Here is a 25,419-nt window from a genome sequence, read left to right on the forward strand (position 1 = left end):
GACAATACGCTAAACAATCTGAACCATGTATCCCAGCAGCTCGCTTTCGGCGGAGGGACGAACAGGATTTTGGAGCAACTGCAGGAAGAGACGAATCGGTTCGAGATTATCAGACTTCGGAACGAGATGAAATACGAGCTGAACGTCGTTACCTTTTCAAATCCTAATGTCGGATTGACATTGTATTACAATCAAGATACAAGCGAATACGATTTTGAAAATTTCATGGTCAGAGAATCCTTTAATCCAAAGTTACTTCCAATTATGGAAAGCTATCCGGAAATTACTTATTTCGGTCCGCATAAAAGCAATAATAGATCGTCGAACCAATTGGTTTTCAGTATCATGCGCAAGGTAAACGTGGCCAATCAGGACATATACTTATACGTGGAGACAGGCTTTAATACGGCTCAGAAGCTATTGGAATCCAAATCCTCGGACAGCAGATCGCGCAATCTCCTCATTCTCAACAATGAAGGCAGAATTACGTACACCCAGGATGAAGCGCATTTTCCTCTGAACGGTCTATTTCCTGCAAGCGACAAAAAAGTAACGTCGGGCATATACGGGCACTCCGTCTGGCATAAAGAAACGAGCAATCAAGGCTGGAGTCTCGTGTCGATCGTGCCCGAAAAGGAATTGAACAGGGAGAAAAATCAGTGGTTTATGCAAATTGCGTTATATTTCTTGTTATTTGAATTGGGTGCGATCGGTCTCGCCATTTTTTTATCGAGAATGGTTTACAAGCCGCTCGAGCGATTTAACATGGAAATAAAAAATTTGGTTCAATCCAATGCCAAGGATAATACCGAATTAACGAATATACCTGAATTCGATTATCTCCTCTTTAAGATTCGCGTGATGAAGAAGAAGGTATGGGAGCTGTACGGGGAAATCGAACAGAAAGAAAAGAGAAGAGCGGATTTAGAGGTAGAAAAACTGTTGTATCAGATTAATCCGCATTTTCTGATGAATACGCTCGATACCGTGCATTGGCTCGCGATGATGAACGGACAGGAGGAAATCGACAAGCTGACGCTCTCCCTCAATAAACTGTTGCAATACAATTTGGGGAAAATGGGCGGTGGAACGACGATCCAAGGCGAGATCGAAGCGTTGAAGGAATATTTGCAGCTTCAGAAAATCAGATACGACTTCCAGTTCGATGTCGATATCGACGTGGACGAGGAGGCGATGCAGCTGGAGATTCCGCGATTCATCCTTCAGCCGTTGGTTGAAAATGCGCTTTATCATGGCGTTAGCGACGACGGTTACGTTCATGTCGATATTCGGTTAAATGAAGAGCTGGAGATTAAGGTGCAGGATAACGGAGTCGGGATGACACCGGAAAAAATCCGGCAGCTCCTGAATGACGATCCGCTGGACGGCCAGAAGGTAGGAATGGGAATCGGCATGAAGTATGTGATCCGAATATTGGAATCAAACTACGGAGATCTGGCGAAGTTTACGATTAAAAGCGAGATTGGCAGCGGTACGACCGTTTCCTTAAGCTTGCCTGTTTATAGAGGTGAACAAAAATCATGATTCGCGTCCTGATAGTCGACGATGAAAAAATGGTTCGGATCGGTCTGATCAACTTCATGCCTTGGAAGGAATTCGGAATGGAAGTCGTGGGGGAAGCCAATAATGGCGAGAACGCGCTGAAGTTTATCGAGAACAACAAGGTGGATTTGTTGCTGACGGACCTCTCGATGCCGGTCATGTCCGGCATTGAGCTAATGAAAGAAGTAAGCAAGCATCACCCGCATATCCAAGCGGTCGTGTTGACGCTGCATACCGATTTTGAATACGTGCAGGAAGCGCTGCGGCTTGGCGCCATCGATTATATTGCCAAAACACAGCTCGAGAAGGAACAATTCGAGGACGTGCTGCGAAGAATTGCGTCTTTATTGGATAAGAAGAAATTAGGGGTTCAACAAAAGGAAAGAAGTCAGGTCGATCGGGTATATGTCGTTTATACGCTGAATCAGCACAGCGACGATCCGAAGTGGGACGCCTCCATGCCCCAAGACGCCGTCGAGGTCGAAATGGGGGTATGGTACTGGGACGATATGCCGACTGGCGCCTGGACATCGAGCGCCGGCCATGCCCTTGTTTGCTTTCGCGATCTGAAGGAGCTGGACCGCAAAGCGATCGTGCAGCTCATTCGGTCTTACCGCAGAAACGGCTTTTTCTATGATTATGATCCGGCGCGAACCCTTCTTGATATCCGGCGGGACGAGATCGTGAACATCGGGAAGGATAGCGGTCATGATCTAAATGAATTGAAAAGCAAATGGTTGTCCCCGGATTGGGTCTACGACGACCGCATTTTCGAGCAAATGCTTCAGGAACTGAAAGCCGTCAAGCTTCCGCCGATTCGATTGACCCGATTGTTTTTCTCGCTGTCGGATGAATGGAACCGGCTGTACGGCCAGACGATGGGGATCCTCATCGCGATGGAGGATTCGTTCCACTACTTCTTGCAATTCCAAGCCTGGTTATACGGCGCAAGGGATGCGATCCGGCAGGCGAATATCAAGCCGCAGTTTTCCCTCGAGATCCAGAACAGCATCGCGAAGGCGACGAATCTGGCCCAAACGATGATGAGCCAGTCTTTGACGGCAGGGGAAATGGCACAGATGGTCAATATGAGCAGCAGCTATTTCAGCCAATGCTTTAAGCAGATCGTAGGTAAAACGTACACCGATTATTTAAGGGAGATCCGTATGGAACGGGCCAAGCATTACTTGCTGAATACGACCAAAACCATACAGTGGATAGCGGAGCAGGTCGGCTATAACGACGACAAATATTTCAGCCGATTATTCCGGGAGCATGTCGGCGCGCTGCCGAGCGACTACAGGCAAGCGGGCATGCACGACAAGCATAGTTAAATAAAGACGCAAGCCAAGTAGATATTCGTCCGAAAACAGGTTAGACAGTTTTCGGACGAATTTTTTGTTTTCAAGATCTTCGTCGTATTCTCATCCTCATTTGCACGGATCTTCTAACGCGGCCGCTGCGCGCGGCGATTTATAATAAACCTGCAAGGATGCGAAGTGAATAAACCATCTGGGGGAAAGAAAATGAATAAGAGTTTCAAAACCTTGGCAGTTGGTCTGACCGTTGCAATCAGCTTGGGCGCATGCGCTAGCAACAACAACGCGGACAATAACGCAACCGGCAGCGCGAGCCCTGCGGCAAGCAGCAGCTCGAGCAGCGCTGCACCATCGGAGGCGGCCGTCGATCCGATGGGCAAGTTCGCGGAGCCTGTCGAAGTAACGCTCGGCAGAGGTGTCGATCCTACCTACAAATACGAAGGCAATGACACGGCCGAGGACAACATTTATACCCGCTGGCTGAAGGATTCCTACAACATCGTCGTGAAGCACGAATGGGAAGCCGCTCCGGCCGATTACGGCCAAAAGGTAAGCTTGGCGATCGCGAGCAATAACCTGCCGGATGCGATGCTCGTTAACGAAACGCAGCTGAGACAAATGGTGAAGGCCGGGCAGCTGGCCGACCTCACGGAAGTCTACGACAAGTACGGCGCAGAACGACTGAAGCAAATTTATAAGACGAACCCGGGCCTGCTTGAAGGCGTCACGTTCGACGGCAAGCTGTATGCGCTGCCTGAGACGACGCTGCCTTCGGCGCCGATGACCTGGATTCGCAAAGATTGGCTCGACAAGCTCGGACTTGAAGCGCCGAAGACGCTGCAGGATCTCGAGAATATTGCCAAAGCCTTCAAGGATAACAAGATGGGCGGAGAAAATACGCTCGGTATCGTAGGTACGCAGCAGGGCGGTTCGTTGTACGCCACGTTCCTGTCGTCCGGCGACCACTTCATGAATTTCTCTCCGTTGTTCTTCGCGAACGACGCCTACCCGGGCATTTGGGTGAAGGATGACAGCGGCAATGCCGTATACGGCTCGACGACGGCCGAGACCAAGAAATCGTTGGCACTGATGCGCGACTGGTACGCCAAAGGGATCCTCGACAAAGAAATCGGCCTAAGAAAGAGCACGAAAGAAGCACTGACGAGCGGGCAAGCGGGCATCTTCTTCGGCCCTTGGTGGTCGCCGTACGATCTGCAGGATTCGATCAAGAGCAATCCGGAAGCCAACTGGAGACCTTATGCCGCACCGCTTGACGATGCGGGCGTATTCAACTCCAACCAGGCGACGGGCAGCAACTTCATCGTCGTCAATAAGAAATACGAGCACCCGGAAGCCATCATCAAAATGCTGAACCTGCACGTATCCGAAAAGCCGGAGAGCTACAAGACGGCCGTAGGCAAAGAAATGACCTCGCAGGAAATTCCGTTATTCCTGATCATGGGCTTCGGCGATCAACTGCAGTACGCCGTAAAAACGACGCAGAAGGTGCTTACGGGCGAAATGAAGCTTGAAGAAGTCGACAAAGCGAACTATGGCTTTACGTATGAGCTTTCCTCGCACGTGAAAAACATCAAAAAAGAGCCGTTCGACAACTATGACATCCAATATTGGGATCAAAAAACGGATCCGGACTTCTTCGCCCACGTCTACGCGCATCTGAACGGCGGATCTACGTTCGTAGATGCAAACGTCAACTACGTGAAGAGTATCGCCACGGCTCAAACGAAAACGATGCAAACGAAGTGGACCAACCTGAAGAAGCTGGAGGACGAGACCTTCCTGAAAATTATTATGGGAATCGCTCCGGTCGACGAATTCGATACCTTCGTCACGAAATGGAAGCAGCAGGGCGGAGACGAAATCACGGCAGAAGTCAATGAACTGAAATAAAGGATCATGTTCAAGGCGAGTGGCAACTCCACTCGCCTTGATGATCCTGTTAAGGAGAATGGATATGCTTAATCGAGGCGTTTCTAAACATTATTTTTTGATGCTCCTCCCGGGGTTGATTTGGCTCGCGCTTTATAATTTGCTCCCCATGTACGGCGTGCTGATGGCCTTTAAGGACTTTAATCCCGGACTCGGCATATTCAAGTCGGCGTGGATCGGTCTGGACAACTTCGAGTACATGTTCCAGCTCGACGACAGCAAAGTCATATTCAAAAACACGATCGTGATCGCGCTGTTTAAAATGCTCGGTAACCTGATCGTTCCTTTAGTTTTCGCGCTCATGCTTAATGAAGTGAAAAATAGGCTGTTTACCCGTTCGGTGCAAACGATCGTGTATTTGCCGCACTTTTTGTCCTGGGTTATCATCTCCGGCATCATGCTGGATATATTCTCCTACTCCGGTCCCGTCAATCAGGTTCTCTCTATGTTCGGCGCGGAGCCCATGCTGTTTTTCGCGAATCCCAATATATTCCCCTGGCTGGTTGTTTCCAGCGATATTTGGAAGGAGTTCGGTTTTGCGGCCATCATTTTTTTTGCGGCTTTAACTTCCATTAACCCTGAAATGTACGAAGCGGCTGCCATAGACGGCGCCTCCCAGTTTAAGCGGTTGACCCGTATTACGCTGCCGAGCATATTACCGGTCGCCGTTTTGCTTGGTACGCTAAGTCTCGGAAATATTTTAAATGCCGGCTTCGATCAAATATTTAATCTTTATAATCCAACCGTCTATTCAACCGGCGATATTATCGACACCTGGGTTTATCGGGCGGGTCTCATCGATATGCAATACGGACTTGCGACGGCGGTCGGCTTGCTTAAATCAGTGGTCGGTCTTGTCCTCATTTCGGTTTCCTACACGCTCGCTTACCGTTTTGCGAACTACAGAATTTTTTAACAGAAAGACGTGATTACAATGGTAGAAGACCGTTCCGTTTATTCCAGGCTGTTTAATGGCGCCAATCAATTTCTGCTGATCGGAATCACGATTCTATGTATTCTGCCGGTTTGGTATACGCTGGTCGTTTCCCTGAGCGACAGAGCGGCCGTAGCGGGCGGCGACGTGTTTTTCTGGCCCCACGGCCTGACGTTCAACTCTTATGCGACGATCATCGAGGACGGACAGTTTTTCAGGTCGTTTTTCATCTCGGTGCAGCGCGTCGTCCTGGGCGCCGCCATTACTTTTTTTGTCGTGCTGCTGATGGCTTATCCGCTCTCGAAAACCGCCAAAGAATTTAAGCCCAGAAATATTTTGATGTGGCTATTGATTTTTTGCATGCTGTTCGGCGGCGGCCTGGTGCCCTGGTACATGACAATGAAGTCGCTGGGCATGATCAATAACATTTGGGGATTGGTGCTCGGCGGCGGGCTGCCTGTCTTTAACGTCATTCTCGTCATGAACTTCTTCCGGAACCTGCCGAAGGAAATGGAAGAATCCGCTTTGATTGACGGCGCGGGACCGTGGCGCATCCTGTTCGGCATTTTCCTGCCGTTGTCTACGCCGGTTATGGCGACAATTCTCGTATTTACGATTGTCGGACATTGGAATGAGTTTTTCCAGGCGCTTGTGTTAATGACGAAAAACGAAAATTACCCGCTGCAGTCGTACATCCGTCAAGTGACGATCGTGCTTAATCCTGCCAAAATCGATGCGGAATCGGCCAAACGGCTGGCGACCATGTCGAACCAGACCTTGAACGCGGCGAAAATCTTCATCTCCATGCTGCCGCTGCTGCTCATTTATCCTTTTTTCCAAAAATATTTCGTAAAAGGAATTACGCTGGGTTCGGTTAAAGGCTAAGGGCCGTTCAGGATAACCATTGACGATTAGACAGGATAGGAGACAATCTCGTGCAAACTAGCGAAACGATACACCCCGATAAAATCGAACATCAGGAAGCCCCCAAGGTTGATTGGCACGTCGGCGCGATCCAGTCGGCTCAGAGCGAGCAGGGCGTCTATGTATTCCGCGGCGCACATGCGTCGATTATGCTGCAGCCGGTCAACGATCATGTAGTTCGCGTAAAGCTGCTGCTGGATCATTCGCTCGATTTGAAGTCGACGATTGCGGTTCAAAAAGAGGCTTATATCGCGGTTGACGCGCGATTAGATGAGGAGCCGGAACAGTACAAGCTGGTGCTGCCTGCGCTTACGGTTGTCGTGCACAAAGCGAATGCCCGGATCGATTTTTACGATGCCGGCGGCGAACTAATCTCCAGGGAACAAGAGCTGTACAGGGCGGGACGAGGCGAGTACGGTTTCCGTAAAGAGATGGAGAAGGACTCCCACATTTACGGTCTGGGAGAGAAGACGAGCTTTCTGGACAAAAAAGGCGAGAAGTACGACATGTGGAACTCGGACGTGTTCGATCCCCATGTGCCTGAAATCGAATGCTTGTACGTATCGATCCCGTTTCTCATTCATTTCCGCTACGATCGGCCTGCTTACGGCATTTTCCTCGATAATCCGGGCCGTTCCACGTTCGATATGCACACGAGCGATATTGCCTACACGGTCCAGGTCCATGCGGGCACGATCGACTATTATTTTGTGTACGGACCTGCGTTGAAGGATGTCGTACAGCGGTACAGCGGACTGACGGGGCGAATGGAGCTTCCGCCGGCCTGGGCCATCGGGTACCATCAATCCCGCTACAGCTACATGGACCAAGAAGAGGTCATGATGCTCGCACGCAACTTCAGCAGCAAAAATATTCCTTGCGACGTCATTTACCTGGACATTCACTATATGGATGAGTACCGCGTATTCACGTTTGATCCGGTGCGGTTCCCGAATCCCAAAAAGATGATCGACGAGCTGGACGCCATGGGAATCAGGATTGTTCCGATCGTAGATCCGGGCGTCAAGAAGGACCCGGAGTACGCGCCGTATATTGAAGGAACGAAGAAGGATTATTTCTGCCGCAAGCTGGAAGGCGAAGTGTTTATCGGCAATGTGTGGCCGGGCGCGAGCGCCTTCCCCGACTTCACGGAAGAGCAGGTACGCGCCTGGTGGGGCGAGCAGCACCGCTATTATACGGACCTCGGCATTCACGGCATTTGGAACGATATGAACGAGCCTGCCGTGTTTAACGCTTCGAAAACGATGGATCTGGATGTCGTTCACGGCAACGACGGCGACATGAAGACGCACCGCGAGCTTCATAATCTGTACGGCATGCTGATGTCGATGGCGACCCAGCAAGGCTTGAAGAAGCAGCTGGACGGGGAGCGCCCGTTCGTGCTGACGCGCGCTGGCTATGCGGGCATACAGAAATACGCGGCAACGTGGACCGGCGACAATCGCAGCTTCTGGGAGCATCTGGCCATGGCGATCCCGATGGTGCTTAATCTTGGTTTATCGGGACAGCCTTTCTCCGGACCGGATATCGGCGGCTTTGCCCACAATACCACGCCGGAACTGCTGGCGCGTTGGACGCAAGCGGGGGTATTTTTCCCTTACTGCCGCAACCATAGCGTGCTGGAGTCGATCCGCCAGGAGCCGTGGTCGTTCGGCCCGGAGATCGAAGACATCTGCCGCAAGTATATCCGTTTGCGGTATAAGCTTCTTCCTTATCTGTATACGCAATTTTATGAAGCGCACAAGACCGGTCTGCCGATCATGCGCCCGCTCATTATGGAATACCCGAACGACCGCTGCGTCTTTAATCTGTGCGATCAGTTCCTGGTCGGAACGAGCTTGCTTGTCGCGCCGATCCTGCGTCCAAGCACGGAGTATCGCTCGGTTTATTTGCCGGCAGGCGAATGGATCGATTATTGGACGGGCAAACGCCATGAAGGCGGCCGCACCATTTTGGCTCATGCGCCTATGGACGTTCTGCCGCTGTATGTGAAGGCGGGAAGCATGGTTCCGGAGCTTGCCGAGGATCAGTGGAAGCCAGCCATGAACGAGTCGGCGAGCCTAACGCTGAGCATGTATGCCGGAGCGCCAGGTACGGCGTCCATCGATCAGTGGTATGAGGATGATGCGCGTACATACGCTTATGAAAGCGGCGTTTACAACCTGTTACAGTCAACGGTCGTATTTAATGAAGATACGCTGATGTTGAAGCTTGCTTATCTGTCCAAAGGGATGAACAACGAGCGCCGGCTTCTTCAGCTTCAGGTCAAAGCGATGAATTTCGCGCCTAAATCCATTTTGATAGGGAAAATGAGTTTAGAGGAATCCGGCGGGAGCTGGTCTTATGACGAAGCGCTTCAGGCGCTCAGCTTGCAAGTGCCGAATACATTTAATGATACGGAACTGGTCATTCTAGGGACGCAGGAGCTCGCGCCTTCTAATTAAAGAGCTGAAGGGGACCGGAAAATCGGCCCCGGGTTTTCCCTGGATGACGCATTGCGGGCGGCGACCATATGCAGCGGTTCGGAAGAACCCTTTCAGAGGCACATTCAGTGTCTCGAAAGGGTTCTTTTATATGGAAAGAAGTCCATTTTTGAAACTTATCGTTCATATTATGATGCAGCTCTTAAATGAATGGTAGAATATAGTACGAGTGTCTGACAAAACGAGAATTGACAGGGTTCCGTTAGTTTCGCCCGGGGCGCTTTAAAATTACATCCAACTATCAGCATATGCTCTATTATTTTTTGCAATGAAAGGAAGAAGATGATGAATCGAACGGGAAGACGGTCGACATTTTCCAGAACCTCAAGGAGATGGCTTCTCGGCAGTCTGTGCCTTGTGCTGTTGTTCGGCGGCGTCCTTGCAATCGGTCCTGGGCCAACATACGCAGCCGACAGGACGGTAGCGACATGGAGCGAACTGACCGATGCATTTGCAAATGCGCCTAGCGGCGATACGATCGTGTTGGGCGCTAATATTATACAAACGTCGGGTGCGATCGCTTTGCCATCGGGGAAAAGTCTAACGTTGAATCTGAAAGGATATACGCTGTCGATTACGGCACCCGTGTCAAGCGATCAGGCTGCGCTCGGGGTCCTTGCCGGTACGACGCTCACGATTACTGATACGCTTGGCAGCGGAACGTTGAATGCAACGGGGGGCTCGGGCGGCTTCGGCGCCGGCATCGGATCGGCATACCAGAAAGCGGCCGGAACCATCATTATCAATGGCGGCACGGTTAATGCAATGGGAGCTGCCAACGGCTCGGCCGGCATCGGCGGAGGGGCTAGCGGTGCCGGCGGAACGGTAACCATTAACGGCGGGACTGTCAATGCAACCGGCAGGAACGGCGGTTCAGGCATCGGCGGCGGATTGCAGGGCGCAGGCGGAACGGTGACGATCAACGGCGGCACCGTCAATGCGACCGGCAATAACGGCGGCGCGGGAATCGGCGGCGGATATGGCGCGCCCGGCGCTGCGGTGACGATCACGGGGGGCGTCGTTATGCCTTCTACCGGCAACGCCCCCAGTTTCTCTGCGATCGGTCCCGGCTCGACCAACTCTACTTTTGGTTCTTTGAGCAACAGCGGTACGATTGTAATACCGAGCGGTCAAAAACTGGAGATTCCGGCCGGAGTTACTTTTGTTAATTCTGGGACGATTGAGGGCGCCGGCACGCTTCGGGGCGATGGGACCGTCCAAAATACCGGTACGATTAGCAGCCCCGTATCGGGCGTGACCGTCAGCGGCAATGCCTACGATCTGTCGTTTAACCTGAATGGCGCACCAGGCACGCCGCCGGGCTCGCTGCATGTATTGGCCTCGACGGTGCAAGCCGCAGGGCTGAGCTTGACGAGCCCGAGTCCTACGGGCTACGAGTTTGACGGATGGTATACGCTTGACGGCGTTCCGTTTACGGATACGACGCCGATCAGCTCGATTACGAACACGAGCAGCGCGACGCTTTATGCGCATTGGAAAGCGATCAAGATTGTATCCGTCGCCTCGTTGTCGGATATTCGCGTACCTTACGATACGATGCAAAACGGGCTCGGACTGCCGAGCACTGTCAACGTGTCGCTTAGCAACGGAACGGCGAAGCCGGCGGCTGTAACTTGGGACGGAGGCGTTCCGGCATACGATCGTACGAAGCCGGGGACCTATGTTTTCACCGGGACGTTGACTGCGCCTGCCGGTTCGGTCAACCCGGACGGCAAGACGGCAAGCGTGAACGTGGTGGTAGAGCTGCCGACGGTGTCGACGGTAGGTGCGCTGACGGATCTTCATGTGCCGTATGGCACGACGTTAGCTGCCGCGGGACTGCCGTCCACGGTAAATGTGACGCTGAGCAGCGGGGAAACGAAGTCGGCGACGGTGACGTGGAACGGCGGTACGCCGGCGTATGACGGGACGAAGCCGGGTACGTATGCGTTTGTCGGTACGCTGACGGCGCCGACTGGATCGACGAATCCCGACGGCAAGACGGCGAGCGTCAACATTATCGTAGCGTTACCGACCGTGTCGACGGTAGGCACGCTCACCGATATCCGTGTGCCATACGGTACAAAACTGGAAGACGCCGGACTGCCCGCTGCGGTAGACGTAACGCTGAGCAGCGGAGATACCAAATCGGCGACGGTGACGTGGAACGGCGGCACGCCGTCTTACGACGGGACAAAGCCAGGCACGTATGCGTTTGTCGGTACGCTGACGGCGCCGACTGGATCGACGAATCCCGACGGCAAGACGGCGAGCGTCAATGTTATCGTCGAGCTGCCGACCGTATCATCGGTAGGCACGCTCGTCGATATTCATGTGCCGTACGGCACGAAGCTGGAAGACGCTGGACTGCCAGCTGCGGTAGATGTAACGCTGAGCAGCGGGGATACCAAGTCTGCGACGGTGACGTGGAACGGCGGCACGCCGGCATATGACGGGACGAAGCCGGGTACGTATGCGTTTGTCGGTACGCTGACGGCGCCGACTGGATCGACGAATCCCGACGGCAAGACGGCGAGCGTCAACATTATCGTAGCGTTACCGACCGTGTCGACGGTAGGCACGCTCACCGATATCCGTGTGCCATACGGTACAAAACTGGAAGACGCGGGACTGCCCGCTGCGGTAGACGTAACGCTGAGCAGCGGAGATACCAAATCGGCGACGGTGACGTGGAACGGCGGCACGCCGTCTTACGACGGGACAAAGCCAGGCACGTATGCGTTTGTCGGTACGCTGACAGCACCGACAGGATCGACGAATCCGGGAGACAAGACGGCGAGCATCAACATTATCGTCGAGCTGCCAACCCTATCGACGGTAGGCACGCTCGCCGACATCCGTGTGCCATACGGCACGAAGCTGGAAGACGCAGGACTGCCTGCAACGGTAGACGTAACCCTGAGCAGCGGGGAAACCAAGTCGGCGACGGTGACGTGGAACGGCGGCACGCCGTCTTACGACGGGACAAAGCCAGGCACGTATGCGTTTGTCGGTATGCTGACAGCACCGATAGGATCGGCGAATCCGGGAGACAAGACGGCGAGCATCAACATTATCGTAGCGTTACCGACCGTGTCGACGGTAGGCACGCTCACCGACATCCGTGTGCTATACGGTACAAAACTGGAAGACGCCGGACTGCCCGCTGCGGTAGACGTAACGCTGAGCAGCGGAGATACCAAGTCGGCGACGGTGACGTGGAATGGCGGCACGCCGTCTTACGACGGGACAAAGCCAGGCACGTATGCGTTTGACGGTACACTGATGGCGCCGACTGGATCGACGAATCCGAACGGCAAGACGGCGAGCGTCAACATCATCGTAGCGTTGCCGATCGTATCGACGGTAGGCACACTCGTCGACATCCGTGTGCCGTACGGCACGAAGCTGGAAGATGCCGGACTGCCCGCAACGGTAGACGTAACCCTGAGCAGCGGGGATACCAAGTCTGCGACGGTGACGTGGAACGGTAGCACGCCGGCATATGACGGGACGAAGCCGGGTACGTATGCGTTTGTCGGTACGCTGACAGCGCCGACTGGATCGACGAACCCGAACGACAAGACGGCAAGCATCAACATTATCGTAGCGTTACCGACCGTATCATCGGTAGATACGCTCGTTGACATCCGCGTACCTTTTGGCACGAAGCTGGAGGATGTGGGTTTGCCCACAACTGTTGATGCAATGCTGAGCAGCGGGGAAACCAAGTCGGCGACGGTGACATGGAACGGCGGCACGCCGGCATATGACGGGACTAAGCCGGGTACGTATGCGTTTGTCGGTACGCTGACAGCGCCGACAGGATCGACCAATCCAAATGACAAGACGGCGAGCATCAACGTTATCGTCGAGCTGCCGATCTTATCATCGGTAGGCACACTCGCCGACATCCGTGTGCCGTACGGCACAAAGCTGGAAGACGCAGGATTGCCTACAACTGTTGACGTAACCCTGAGCAGCGGGGATACCAAGTCGGCGACGGTGACGTGGAACGGCGGTACGCCGGCGTATGACGGGACGAAGCCGGGTACGTATGCGTTTGTCGGTACGCTGACGGCGCCGACAGGATCGACCAATCCGGACGACAAGACGGCGAACATCAATGTTATCGTCGAGCTGCCAACCATATCGACGGTAGGCACGCTCGCCGACATCCGCGTGCCATACGGCACGAAGCTGGAAGACGCCGGACTGCCAGCTGCGGTAGATGTAACGCTGAGCAGCGGGGATACCAAGTCTGCGACGGTGACGTGGAACGGCGGCACGCCGTCTTACGACGGAACGAAGCCGGGCACATACGCGTTTGTCGGTACGCTGACAGCATCGACAGGATCGACGAACCCGGACGACAAGACGGCGAACATCAATGTTATCGTCGAACTGCCGACCGTATCGTCGGTAGGCTCGCTCGACGACATTCGTGTGCCATACGGCACGAAGCTGGAAGACGCGGGACTGCCTGCTGCGGAAGACGTAACGCTGAGCAGCGGAGATACCAAATCGGCGACGGTGACGTGGAACGGCGGCACGCCGACATACGACGGAACGAAGCCGGGCACATACGCGTTTGTCGGTACGCTGACGGCGCCGACAGGATCGACGAATCCGGACGGCAAGACGGCGATTATCAACGTTATCGTCGAGCTGCCGATCGTATCATCGGTAGGCACACTCGCCGACATCCGTGTGCCATACGGCACGAAGCTGGAAGACGCGGGACTGCCCGCTGCGGTAGACGTAACGCTGAGCAGTGGAGATACCAAATCGGCGACGGTGACGTGGAACGGCGGCACGCCGTCTTACGATGGGACAAAGCCAGGCACGTATGCGTTTGTCGGTACGCTGACGGCGCCGACAGGATCGACCAATCCGGACGACAAGACAGCGAGCATCAACGTTATCGTCGAGCTGCCAACCGTATCGTCGGTAGGCACACTCGCCGACATCCGCGTGCCATACGGCACGAAGCTGGAAGACGCCGGACTGCCTGCTGCGGTAGACGTAACGCTGAGCAGCGGGGATAACAAGTCGGCGACGGTGACGTGGAACGGCGGCACGCCGTCTTACGACGGAACGAAGCCGGGCACATACGCGTTTGTCGGTACGCTGACAGCATCGACAGGATCGACGAACCCGGACGACAAGACGGCGAACATCAATGTTATCGTCGAACTGCCGACCGTATCGTCGGTAGGCACGCTCCCCGACATTCGTGTGCCATACGGCACGAAGCTGGAAGACGCCGGACTGCCTGCTGCGGTAGACGTAACGCTGAGCAGCGGGGATAACAAGTCGGCGACGGTGACGTGGAACGGCGGCACGCCGTCTTACGACGGAACGAAGCCGGGCACATACGCGTTTGTCGGTACGCTGACGGCGCCGACAGGATCGACGAATCCGGACGGCAAGACGGCGATTATCAACGTTATCGTCGAGCTGCCGATCGTATCATCGGTAGGCACACTCGCCGACATCCGTGTGCCATACGGCACGAAGCTGGAGGACGCGGGATTGCCCGCCACTGTTGAGGTAACGTTAAGCAACGGGGAAACAAAGCCGGCGACAGTGATGTGGAACGGCGGCACACCGGCATACGACGGGAAGACGCCGGGCGCGTACACATTCGTCGGCACACTGACAGCGCCGACTGGATCGACGAACCCGGAAGGCATGAAGGCGATCATCCGTGTGCAGGTAGACTTCGCTCCGAATACGGCGCCATCGGATCCCTCTCGTATTCTAGTCAACTGCGGGATCGGCGTGTGCGCGGCAAGTATAGGAGACAACGGGAACGTTTCTGTTATGGTCCATGCGGCGAGCCGCCCCTTTTCGCTGACGTTAGAAATGCTTGATGCGAACGAGCTGCGTCTGCCCGGCGATGCGCAGGCGCTGAGCATGGTTTTCCGCTTAAGCAAAAATATCGAGGAAACGCTCCAACTGCAGATGTCGCTGCAAATCAGACTCGATTCCGCAACGATCGGCGAAGGCCGCAGAGCCGCCCTGTTCGCGTATGACGAAGCGGCAAGTCAGTGGACGGAGATGGACGGGAGCCTGAACGGAGATGTCTATAGCGCGCAAACGAGCCGATTTGCTGCGTTCGCCGTCCTCTCGGTTGCCGAACAAACTACCCAGCCGGAAAAGCCTGCTATCCAGCTTAGCGACGTAACCGGTCATTGGGCGAAGACGGAGATCGAAGCGGCGGTCGGTAAAGGAATCCTGACGGGGTATCAAGACGGCACCTTCCGTCCAAACCAGCAGGTGTCGCGCGTGGAATTCACGGTAATGCTCAGCCGTGCACTGAAGCTGAGCAACGGCGCAGCTGAAAGCGCGGAGCCGACGACATTTGCGGATGCAGCAGTCATTCCGGCATGGGCGCGTTCGTCCGTTGCGGAAGCGACGTCGCAAGGGCTGATTCGGGGCTTCGCGGACGGAACGTTCCGGCCGGGAGCGCTCATGAGCCGGGCGGAACTGGCGGCGATTGCGGCGCGTGCGCTGCAATTGCCGGAACCGTCTGAGACGGCGCTCCCGTTCGCGGATGCGAACGACATTCCGGCGTGGGCGAAGGCGGCGGTGGCATCCGCGCAGCAAGCCGGGCTAATGCAGGGGCAAGAGGGGAACCAATTTGCGCCCCTCGCTTCTGTCACGCGGGCGGAAGCGGCCGTGCTGATCATGAGAATGATCGAGCGGCTTTAGAAAATGCGATATACCCGATATGCAACAAGAGAGAGCGGAGCGATCCGCTCTTTTTGCGTTCGGCGGCTGTTCCCTAACATCGAGCAATTCCGACTCTTCCTCAAAGATTCGGAGGCGATTCGCGGGAAGCATGCGTGCATTTTGAATGCCGGCGCTTTTCGGTCATATCGGGAGTCGAAATACCTGCATTCGTACAGGTATTTTCTTCGGATCAACGACGCGCGATGAAAAAGATGCAAATGTGCAGGTAAATTCAAAGCACAAGCCGGAAATGCGGCCGGTGAAGAAAAATAAATGTACATTTGCATCTTTTCAGTCTAAAAGTGCCGACATCGGCGAATAAAGATGTATATTTGCAGGCATTGCTGCAAAAAGGCGGCGCAGGCGAAGAGATGCAGGTGACGATATGCGGGGCGGCGCAAATAGGTTGCAAATTTTAAAAAAGTGATTGAATATCGTACTTTTTTTGGGCGGTTTGCAGGATATAAAATATTTATGAAAGCGATTGCTTAAGGGTTGGCGACTATGAATTCGCCGAACTGAACATTTAAAAAGCATTTGGCGGGGCTAATTTTCAAAGGGAGGTGGAATTAAAAGTATTTTTGCGAACCAATTATGAAAACGCTTCCATTTTCGAGTAATTAAGCCATGTAACCAGGAGGTCAAAATGAAAACGACGACTAAAAAGCTGGTATCGCTGGCCACTTCGTCCGCCTTATTTATCGGCGGGCTGCCCTTGGGGATGAACGCTGTGCCCTCGGCAGCGGCAGCGGCGAACGGCATTTCCAATGCCAGTCTCTCCGCCAAGATCGGCGATCTGGGGCAGATCGAAGAATTATATATTCAGAATAACCCGACAAACAAAGGCGGCAAGCCGATCAATTTTGTATTGCCCAACAATACGTCGCCGCAGAACGACGTTCAGCATCAATGGATGGGAGAAATGATTTTTTCTTACCGTACCGGCGACAGCGAGCAATTCCCTAACGACAGGGCCGGCTTTGTAGAAGTGGATACGAACAAAACATTGGCAGCCGGCGGATCGACCAAATATACGACGATCAACTCTGCCAACCCCTACTTTACGAAGCAGGCATCCTCGGACGGCAAAAAAGTGGAAGTCAACTTTATCGGACAAAATCTCGATTCCGCAACTGCCAGGGCGATGAAAGGTTTTGACGTGAAGTCCGTATTCGACATGGATACGGATGATGGTTCGCTGCTATGGGAAATCACGGTGAAAAATAAAAGCAGCAAATATATGGAATTCGGCGATATCGGCTTGCCGATGCCATGGAATAACAAGTATTTATCCGTATCGGATACGTACGACAATCGAGTGACGGTACATAACTTTGCCGGTGCCGACAGCGGGTATTCCTATGCGATCCGCACGAGCGGCGAAGGAAATTTCATGATGTTTGCCCCAGTGCCGGAAAGTGGCGCCCGCATTGAATACGTGGATTACTGGCTGGGCGATACGGGCGAGCTCCACAACGGGAGCCTGTATTCCAACTGGGTCGGCGACAGCGGCGGCTGGTTTCCCGGGCTGAACGTGCTGTATATCCACTCCAAGGATATACAGAAAACCGGACGCGGATATTTTAAGGATACGACCAGCCTCGTGTTGGCGCCGGATCAGCAAAAAACGTACAAGTTTAAATTTTCGGCGGTGCGCGCAGGCGACAACAGTCCGCAAGCCAATGCGCAAAGTCCCAACAACGCTTCAACTTCGATGGAAGAACGCGAGGCTAACCTTCGCTCCAACCTGTACAAATCGGGCATGATCGATGCCGTTGCGTTGCCGGGCTTCCAGGCTGCGATCAATATGCCGGTTATGCTGGACCTGCATTACGACGATCGCCTCATCGACGTGCAGTCGGTAGACATTCAGTCCGTGCAAGAGAACGATCCGTTCGATGCCGCGCATATCCCCGATATCAAGCCCGGCCAGACCAGAAGCGCCATGGTCAACAACTCCCGCGCCGGACGCGGACTGCCCGACGGGAATCTGGGGTATTCGGAATCCGTACAGTTCGTGGAGACCAAGATCGTTAACGGCGAGCAGCATCATCTGTATGCGCTCAAGTTCGGCAACATCGGCAATAACAGCGTACGTGTGAATTACAAGCTGAAGAGCGGCACCGAGCAACTGGATAAGTTTACACAGTTCGAATTCAATATTCTCGCCGAGCTCGATCAAACCTCGCAAGCCCACGCCGAATTTATGGTCGAGAAAACGCAGGACAAGGACCCGACAAGTCCGACCTTCGGCAATTACCGCGACTGGTATCTGACAACCGGCATGGACACGACGACCAGCCATTGGGGGGATGACTGGAGCCACGATAACATCAATTTTATGACGATGAAAAATGTGCTCGATCCCGATCCTGACGAGATACGCTCCATTGAGAACTACCTGATCGACTACATGTGGCAAAGTTATATGAAAAACACGCAGAAAACCTTTACGGTCGCCAACTACCTCAAAGATTCAGGCGTTTACACGAATTCGGCAAGTCCCTATGTACGGACATTTTCCGAGATCATGGAGTCCACCGGCTACTTTAACATGTATCGGATCCAAAAGGCATATCCCCATCTGTTAGATTATCGCGAGACGCCGCAGTACTATCTGGAGAAGGCCTACGGCATTTACTATAACCGCGTCTCCAGCGGTGCAACCGGCTTCTACGGCGAGCAGCAGATTCCGGATATGATCGAGGCGCTTAAGGAAGAAGGCATGCTGACCGAGTATGAGAATTTGAAAAAGAAGTTCGCCCAAACCAAAGGACGGAACGTGACCAATGCCGCTTATCCTTACGGATCGGAATTCGAATACGACAATACCGGCGAAGAAGGGGCCTATGCCGCGGCCAAGGCGCTGCGCACCTATTACCCCGAAGACGCGCGGGCGGACGCTGCACTGAAGAGCATGGGCTTGGCCGACTTGAAAACGCGAGCCATGCGGGGCATTCAGCCGACCTGGTACTACTATTCCGTACCGGTATTCCGCGCCGGCGAGGGCTGGTGGAATTTTCAATATACCGCTTCTTTGGCTGGCTCCATTATGGATGACTGGCTACGCTATGAAAATGACGGGAGAACCGGGGAACAGGCCGCCGTCGCTCAGCAGCGCAACTATGCGGCGAAGATTTCAAACTTCAATGCCGTCAATATGGGGCAGATCTCAAATCTGTCCGTAGGCGGCATCTCCTGGAGATACAACGCCCAGAAGGGCGGAACCGGCACCAAAAACGTAAACGACGGCGGTACGCGCGTGATGAACAACGGCTGGCAGGACTTCTCCGGCGAATCGGAGGAAGGCCTCTATGGCTCGCTGCTGCGGATCAGCTCCGATATCGTCACCGATCCGGTATTCGGTCTTTTCGGATACGGCGCTTCGGTCTCGGAGGAGGACGGCACTTATCGGATCGCGCCCAAGGACGGATTCGGCAAACGCATCAACCTGATCGACGAAAAGATCTACCTGGTCTCGGAAAGCGACAAAATCGAAAGCGCGGAAATTCAAAAGGACGGCAAGTCCTATCGTTTGCAGCTCTCGAATCTTGCAAAAAGCGAGCACGCTTCAAAGATTACGTTCGATGGCGCAGGCGTCGAGAACGGTTACTATACGATAAAACTGGACGACAAAGACGCCGGACAGTTCTATGTACAGAACAATAAAGGCACGGCCATGTTCCAAATGAGCAGTGCGCTGACGGCTAAATTGACCATTGAAAAGACCGATACGGGCGAAAATGAAACCCCGAAGGTTACGGCAAAGCTGACGACGCAAGACCCGCAGGCGATGATTCCGTTCGTCATGGAAGGAACCGTGACCGATGACGGCGCACCTGGCGGCACGTTGACTTATCAATGGGAAGCGGTAAGCACGCCGGAAGGCGGCAAGCTGAGCTTTACCAATCCGAAGTCGACAATCACGCGGGCAAACGGCACCAAGGCAGGTACTTATACGGTGAGACTTACCGCCAATGATGGGCAAAAGAGCGGTTCTAACGATCTGACCTTCACGTTGGCCGCTCCGCCGGAAAAACAGCCTCCGGTCATCGGCGAGGTGACTGCGGTTCAGGACGCTTCGAACGGCAGCATTATCGTATTGTCCGGGAAGGCGACCGCTGATCCGGTGTACAGCGAGGTATCCGAGCCTGTATGGACGTACGGATGGACGGTGAAGCAAAAACCGGAGGGCGCGGCTGACGTTACATTTGTCGATGGCGGCAAAGCCGATGCTTATGCCCGTATCAGCAAGGCAGGCACCTATGTATTTACCTTTACGGCGGCCGATGAAGGCAAGGCGTCCAGCAAGGATGTAACGGTGAATATCGCAAAAGACACCGATGGCGCCTATAAGACGGTTAGCGTCGTGACGCCCGTCAACGCGGCTCCGACGCTTCCCGGACAGGTGGATATTTTGCTCGAGGACGGCTATCGGAAAAGCGCAATCGCATGGAACGAGGTCGATCCGGCCAGCTATGCGAAAGCAGGCGAATTCGTCGTCGAGGGGCATATCGCAGACAGCGACCTGAAGGTGCGCGTCACTGTCTATGTCGTAAAAGCGCAGCCTCAAAACAACGCGCTGATCGCAAAACCGTCCGCCAGCTATTCGGGCGGCGACGGATATCCCGAAGCGATGAATAACGGCTACGATCCGAAGAGCTCGTCGGACTTCTCGCCAACGAAAGGCGCCTCTAATAGTGCATGGCACAACTGGGGAAAAGAAGGCGAACCGGCATGGGTCATGTACCAGTGGGATGAACCGTTCCTTGCCTCGTCGATGGACGTATATGTGTTCCGGGACGGCTCCGGCAATTTTCAACCGACCGATATGAAGCTTCAGCTTCGCGATGCGGACGGAAAATGGTATACGCCAAGAGGCGTAACGGGACTTGGAAACGCATTGAATAAGTACAATACGACCACCTTCGAACCAGCTTATATCACGGGCGCTCGCATCGACATGAAACCTCTTACCGTAGGGATCGGCATTTTGGAGTGGAAGGTGAACGGCTATACGGGAGCGACGGATAAATCGCAGCTCGCGCAGATGATTAACTTTGCGAATTCCTTAAAAGCCGCGAACTTCATCGATCAGGGTCTTGCGCCGATTGCCGCCGCCAAGGCCGGCGCCGCTGCCGTCATGAGCAACAAGGAAGCGACGGATGAGGACGTGGCCCAGGCCATTGAGAAGCTGCGGACGGATCTGCGGCTGCTCAGCCCGCGCGATAAAAATATGGCGTTTGCGGCCAGCCTCTCGGCCAGCTTCACTTCGTCGTGGGAGAGTCTTCCTGCGGTTAACGATGGGTTAAAAACGGCAACGACCAACCCGCATTGGGGTTCGTGGGGCAATACGAGCGCCGAGGAATGGGTGCAATACGACTGGCCGCAAGGCGCAACCCTCCAGAGCTCCAATCTGATGCTGTGGACGGATAACGGGGGGATAGAAGCGCCCACCAAATACACGTATTCGTACATTCCGCTAAACAGCCAAACGAATGAGTGGGTGACGGCAGGGACCGTCAGCACGGGCATCGTCGCGCTGACGACGCCGGTAGGTTCCTCGAACATCTTTGAATTTAACCCGGCGCTGGCGGTTAAATCGCTGCGCGTTACGATGACCAAAAAAGCCCGGAACGGCAATGGCGTCGGCTTGTGGGAATGGGAAGTGACCCAGGCGGCGGCCAAGCAGGATCAGCAGGCACCGACGACGCCCGCAGGGGTACAGCCGACCGTCGTCAACGGAAATGACGGAAAGCTTACCGGCGTGACCTCGGCCATGGAGTACAGGAAGGAAGGCTCGCAGACCTATACCGCCATTACGGGAGCGGAGGTTACGGGACTCGGCGCCGGCACGTATTTTGTCCGGTATCGCGCGACCGACTCCCTTAACGCCAGCCCCGATAAGGAAGTCGTCATTCCGCAAGGGCCCGCGCTGCAGCCGGGCGCCAGCATAACCGGTCCTTCAGCGCCCGTATACGCGGGTCAACCGGTTAACCTTACAGTCGGCGTAAACGGCTTGGCGCATAATTTTAATATGCTGAGCGTGGAGCTGAAGTACGATCCGGCCGTGATCGGGTTTGCAACCTCATTGAACAATGACGTCAACGTACTGGCTGAAGGGGCAATTACGTCTTCGCGTACGGGGCTCCAGGTTGTCGAGACGGCCGTCAAGCCGGAAACCGGGGAGATCCTGATCATTATGGGACTCACGGGAAGCTTCTTGACGGGAGACGGTCCGTTGTTCGTTCTTCAAGGCCATGCCAGGGCGGATGCCGCTGCCACAACGACAACGGTTGCGGTAACCAAGCAGGAAATGGTCGGAGACGAGGGCCATTATTCGCTGCTCGACACCGCGCAGGCCAAGGCAGACATTCAAGTCGTTCAAGTCGACAAGACGGCATTGATTGCTGCCATTGGGACCGCCCAAGCGCTGCATGACGGGGCGTCCGAAGGCAATCAACAGGGCCAGTATCCGACCGGCTCCAAAGCAACGCTGCAAGCCGCAATCGATCTTGCATCGGCAGTGGCGCAGAACGGAGCGGCAACGACGGCAGACGTCGCTGAGGCGCTTGCCGCATTGGATGCGGCAGTAACCGTCTTCAGCGGCTCGGTCATTCAAATCGATAAAGCAGCCTTGAATACGGCCATTCTGGATGCCGAGCAAGCATGGAGCGCTGCAGTGGAAGGATCGGCGCCGGGCCAATATCCGGCAGGTGCAAAGGCGGCGCTGCAAGCTGCGATTAACGCTGCTATCGTTGTCCGCGACCGGACGGCGGTAACGCAATCCGAGGTAGACCTGGCCGTATCGACCTTAACGACGGCGGCGAGCACGTTCAGAGCCAGCGTGAATCCGACGACCACGCCATCAGTCGATCTGGGCGCATTAAATCAAGCGATTGCCGCCGCCCAAGCCAAAGCTGCGAAGGCAACGGCGGGCAACAAAGTCGGTCAATATCCGGCGGCCGCCATCACGAATTTGCAAGCGGCCATCGTGGCGGCGAACGCAGTGAAGAGCAGCGGCGGCGTCTCGCAGTCGACGGTGGATGCAGCGACGGCAGACTTGAATGCGGCTGTATCGACATTCGCTTCAAAGATCGTGACGCTGGTACCCGGAGCGACATCCATTACGATTCAGGATCTGTCGATTATCGCTAAATATTACGGTGTCAAGAAGGATCAGCCTGGCTGGGATCAGGTAGAGAAGGCCGACTTGTTCGATCATCACGAGATTACGATTCTCGAACTGGCGGCTGTAGCGCGCATGATCGTAGGGAATTGGCTGCAGCAATAAACGATCGGCGTTATTTGGAAGCATGAGGGGAGGCGCTTCGGCGCCTTCCTCCTCAGTTCATGGAGGGATGAGTCGCATGTTAAAACGCAAGCTGATCCTGCTATTGTCGATCGTCATCCTGGCTATTGGGGTGTCGCAGGGAAGTGCTGCTGCCAAAGAAGCCGATGCCACGTTCGAATTAAAGCTTAGTTATTCGGACAGAGATGTGAAGCTGTCTATTATGGGGCACGGGCTCACGGATTTGTACGCTTACGATTTAGGTTTGTCTTATGACGAGGATATGCTTTCCTTTGGCAAGGCGGAAACGTCGATTAAAGGCTTTTCGGTAAACCCGATCCTTGGCGCGAATACGATCCGAATCGCGCATACGAAGGTGGGAGAGGTCGGCGGCGAGAAGGGAGACGTGGAGCTGTCCGTGATCACCTTTGAGCGTATCGGATCCGGGACAACGTCCATCAAGCTTGGCGATATCAAACTCGTCGATTCCAAGCTGAACGTCGTTACGCTTGATCCTCAAGTCACGGCAGCGGTGGCGGACGATCCCCATTTGCTGATTTTCAAGGATATCAAAAAACACTGGGCCCAAGCGTCCATCTATGAGGCCGTAAAGAGGGGCTTCGTCACCGGCTACGCGGATGCCACCTTCAAGCCGAATCTTCAAGTGACAAGGGCGGAATTCGCGGCTATGATCGTTCGGGCGCTGCAGTTGCAGACAAGCGACGGCAAAGGTCCGGCATTCACGGACAATATAGAGATTCCTGCATGGGCAAAAGCGTATGTACAAACAGCGGTGGAAGCCAAGCTGATTACCGGCTACGCTGACGATACGTTCGGTGCGAACAAATGGATCACGCGCTCGGAAATGTCGGCGATCCTCGTACGTGCAATGGGCAAAGAAGCAAGCACCGATATTCAATTGGCGTTCGCGGATCTCGATCAGATACCGGCTTGGGCAATCCCCTCCGTGAAGGCGGCCGTGAAGCTGGGCCTCATGAAGGGAAATACGCACAACCAATTTGCGCCGAACGCGCCTGCAACCCGCGCAGAGGCCGTTACGGTTATTCTTAGAATGCTTGATGCGCTGAAATAAAGAACGCATTACTGACTAAATAATCTACTTAATCTACTTACCATCAAAAAGCTCCGCCCCTCAGGCCTAGCCTGAACAGGCGGAGCTTTTCGCGGCTCGCGCCGGTAGCCTTCGGGAACCGGATACTATTGGAAAAGGAGAAACGGTCGGCCAACGGAGGAATAGAATTGCCGGATGGGTTAAAATATTTGGAACCATTCGCGACAGAGAGTGGTAAAATCAGGGGATAAACCTTGTTGCTGGAGGGACCCTCTATGAATTCATTGCTGCCGTCGCTTGCGCTCATTCGCAATATCGAGGCTTCCGAGATCGAATTCATGATGGATCGCATGGAGGCCATCCGGGACAGACCCGGCAACCCCGAAGGCATCGAGATCGAACGCTTCGGCAATGCCGTATGCTTTTACAGCAAGACGATGCCTTGGCCCGCCTTTAACACGGTAAAAGGGCTCGCCGAGGCGGATGCGGAAGAGATCGATTCGATCGTCGCGTTCTATCGGGACAAGGGGCGTGCCGTTCAGTTCGAAGCGGTGCCGGCCCTGGCGAGTCCGAGTCTGCTCAGGAAATTGACGGAGGCGGGATTTTATCCTTCCGGCATACATACGTCTATGTATGTGCAGCCCGAACGGCGAGAAGCGAGGCAAGTTGGACCGAGTGCGGGCGCGATCTCGATCGAAGCGCTGCGGGAGGATCAATTGGAGCTGTACGCGGCAATCCATTGCAGAGGGACGGGATTGCCGGATGCGGGAATCCCGTCCGTCGCCGCGAATAACCGGGTGCTGCACGGCCGGCCGGGATGGCAGTTCTATCTCGCTTACGTGGATGGTGTCGCTGCCGCCGCCGGCGTTCTTTTTACCCGGAATAACAAAGCCTCGTTCACCTTCGCAGCCGCGCTGCCGGCCTACAGAAACAGAGGGCTCCATGGGCGGCTGCTGGACGCCAGAATCGACGAAGCGTACCGGAGGGGCTGCGACATCGCCGTGGGTCAGTGCGCGTATTTGTCCCAAAGCCATCGGAATATGGATCGGGCGGGGATGAAGCTCGGGTACGTGAGGACGACGTGGACGCGGCTGGACGGGTGAAGCGGCTGGAGGATGGCCGAG

General features: G+C 54.6%; 10 protein-coding genes. All 10 read left to right on the plus strand.

Annotated features, from left to right (window positions below; all coding sequences use genetic code 11):
- The first annotated feature begins 126 nt into the window (after window positions 1-126).
- The 10 genes from ACFSR7_RS00290 (at window position 127) to ACFSR7_RS00335 (ending at window position 25,398) form a co-directional block, all read left to right on the plus strand.
- Complete coding sequence (locus tag ACFSR7_RS00290; protein WP_378158327.1) at window positions 127-1,545, plus strand: sensor histidine kinase; 1,419 nt, start codon at window positions 127-129, stop codon at window positions 1,543-1,545.
- Entirely contained in the window at window positions 1,542-2,897 is a 1,356-nt protein-coding gene (locus ACFSR7_RS00295; RefSeq protein WP_378158329.1) for a response regulator transcription factor, read from the plus strand. Before ACFSR7_RS00290 ends, ACFSR7_RS00295 begins: the two co-directional genes overlap by 4 nt.
- A gap of 192 nt (window positions 2,898-3,089) precedes the next feature.
- Window positions 3,090-4,793 (plus strand): type 2 periplasmic-binding domain-containing protein, encoded by a 1,704-nt coding sequence (locus ACFSR7_RS00300; RefSeq protein WP_378158330.1) that lies wholly within the window; start codon window positions 3,090-3,092, stop codon window positions 4,791-4,793.
- A gap of 64 nt (window positions 4,794-4,857) precedes the next feature.
- Entirely contained in the window at window positions 4,858-5,748 is an 891-nt protein-coding gene (locus ACFSR7_RS00305; protein ID WP_378158331.1) for an ABC transporter permease, read from the plus strand.
- Window positions 5,749-5,766: 18 nt separating this feature from the next.
- On the plus strand, window positions 5,767-6,651 hold the full coding sequence (locus ACFSR7_RS00310; RefSeq protein WP_378158333.1) for a carbohydrate ABC transporter permease: 885 nt from the start codon (window positions 5,767-5,769) through the stop codon (window positions 6,649-6,651).
- 50 nt (window positions 6,652-6,701) lie between these two features.
- On the plus strand, window positions 6,702-9,155 hold the full coding sequence (locus ACFSR7_RS00315) for a glycoside hydrolase family 31 protein (RefSeq protein ID WP_378158334.1): 2,454 nt from the start codon (window positions 6,702-6,704) through the stop codon (window positions 9,153-9,155).
- A gap of 585 nt (window positions 9,156-9,740) precedes the next feature.
- On the plus strand, window positions 9,741-15,911 hold the full coding sequence (locus ACFSR7_RS00320; protein ID WP_378158335.1) for an Ig-like domain-containing protein: 6,171 nt from the start codon (window positions 9,741-9,743) through the stop codon (window positions 15,909-15,911).
- Window positions 15,912-16,578: 667 nt separating this feature from the next.
- A complete protein-coding gene (locus ACFSR7_RS00325; protein ID WP_378158336.1) occupies window positions 16,579-23,226 on the plus strand; it encodes a DUF5695 domain-containing protein in 6,648 nt (2,215 codons plus the stop codon).
- Between the two features lie 76 nt (window positions 23,227-23,302).
- Window positions 23,303-24,316: an S-layer homology domain-containing protein gene (locus ACFSR7_RS00330; RefSeq protein ID WP_378158338.1), complete on the plus strand. Its 1,014-nt coding sequence runs from the start codon at window positions 23,303-23,305 to the stop codon at window positions 24,314-24,316.
- Window positions 24,317-24,570: 254 nt separating this feature from the next.
- On the plus strand, window positions 24,571-25,398 hold the full coding sequence (locus ACFSR7_RS00335; protein WP_378158339.1) for a GNAT family N-acetyltransferase: 828 nt from the start codon (window positions 24,571-24,573) through the stop codon (window positions 25,396-25,398).
- Window positions 25,399-25,419: the final 21 nt, after the last annotated feature.

Source organism: Cohnella sp. GCM10020058 (assembly GCF_042683485.1).
GTDB lineage: Bacteria > Bacillota > Bacilli > Paenibacillales > Paenibacillaceae > Cohnella.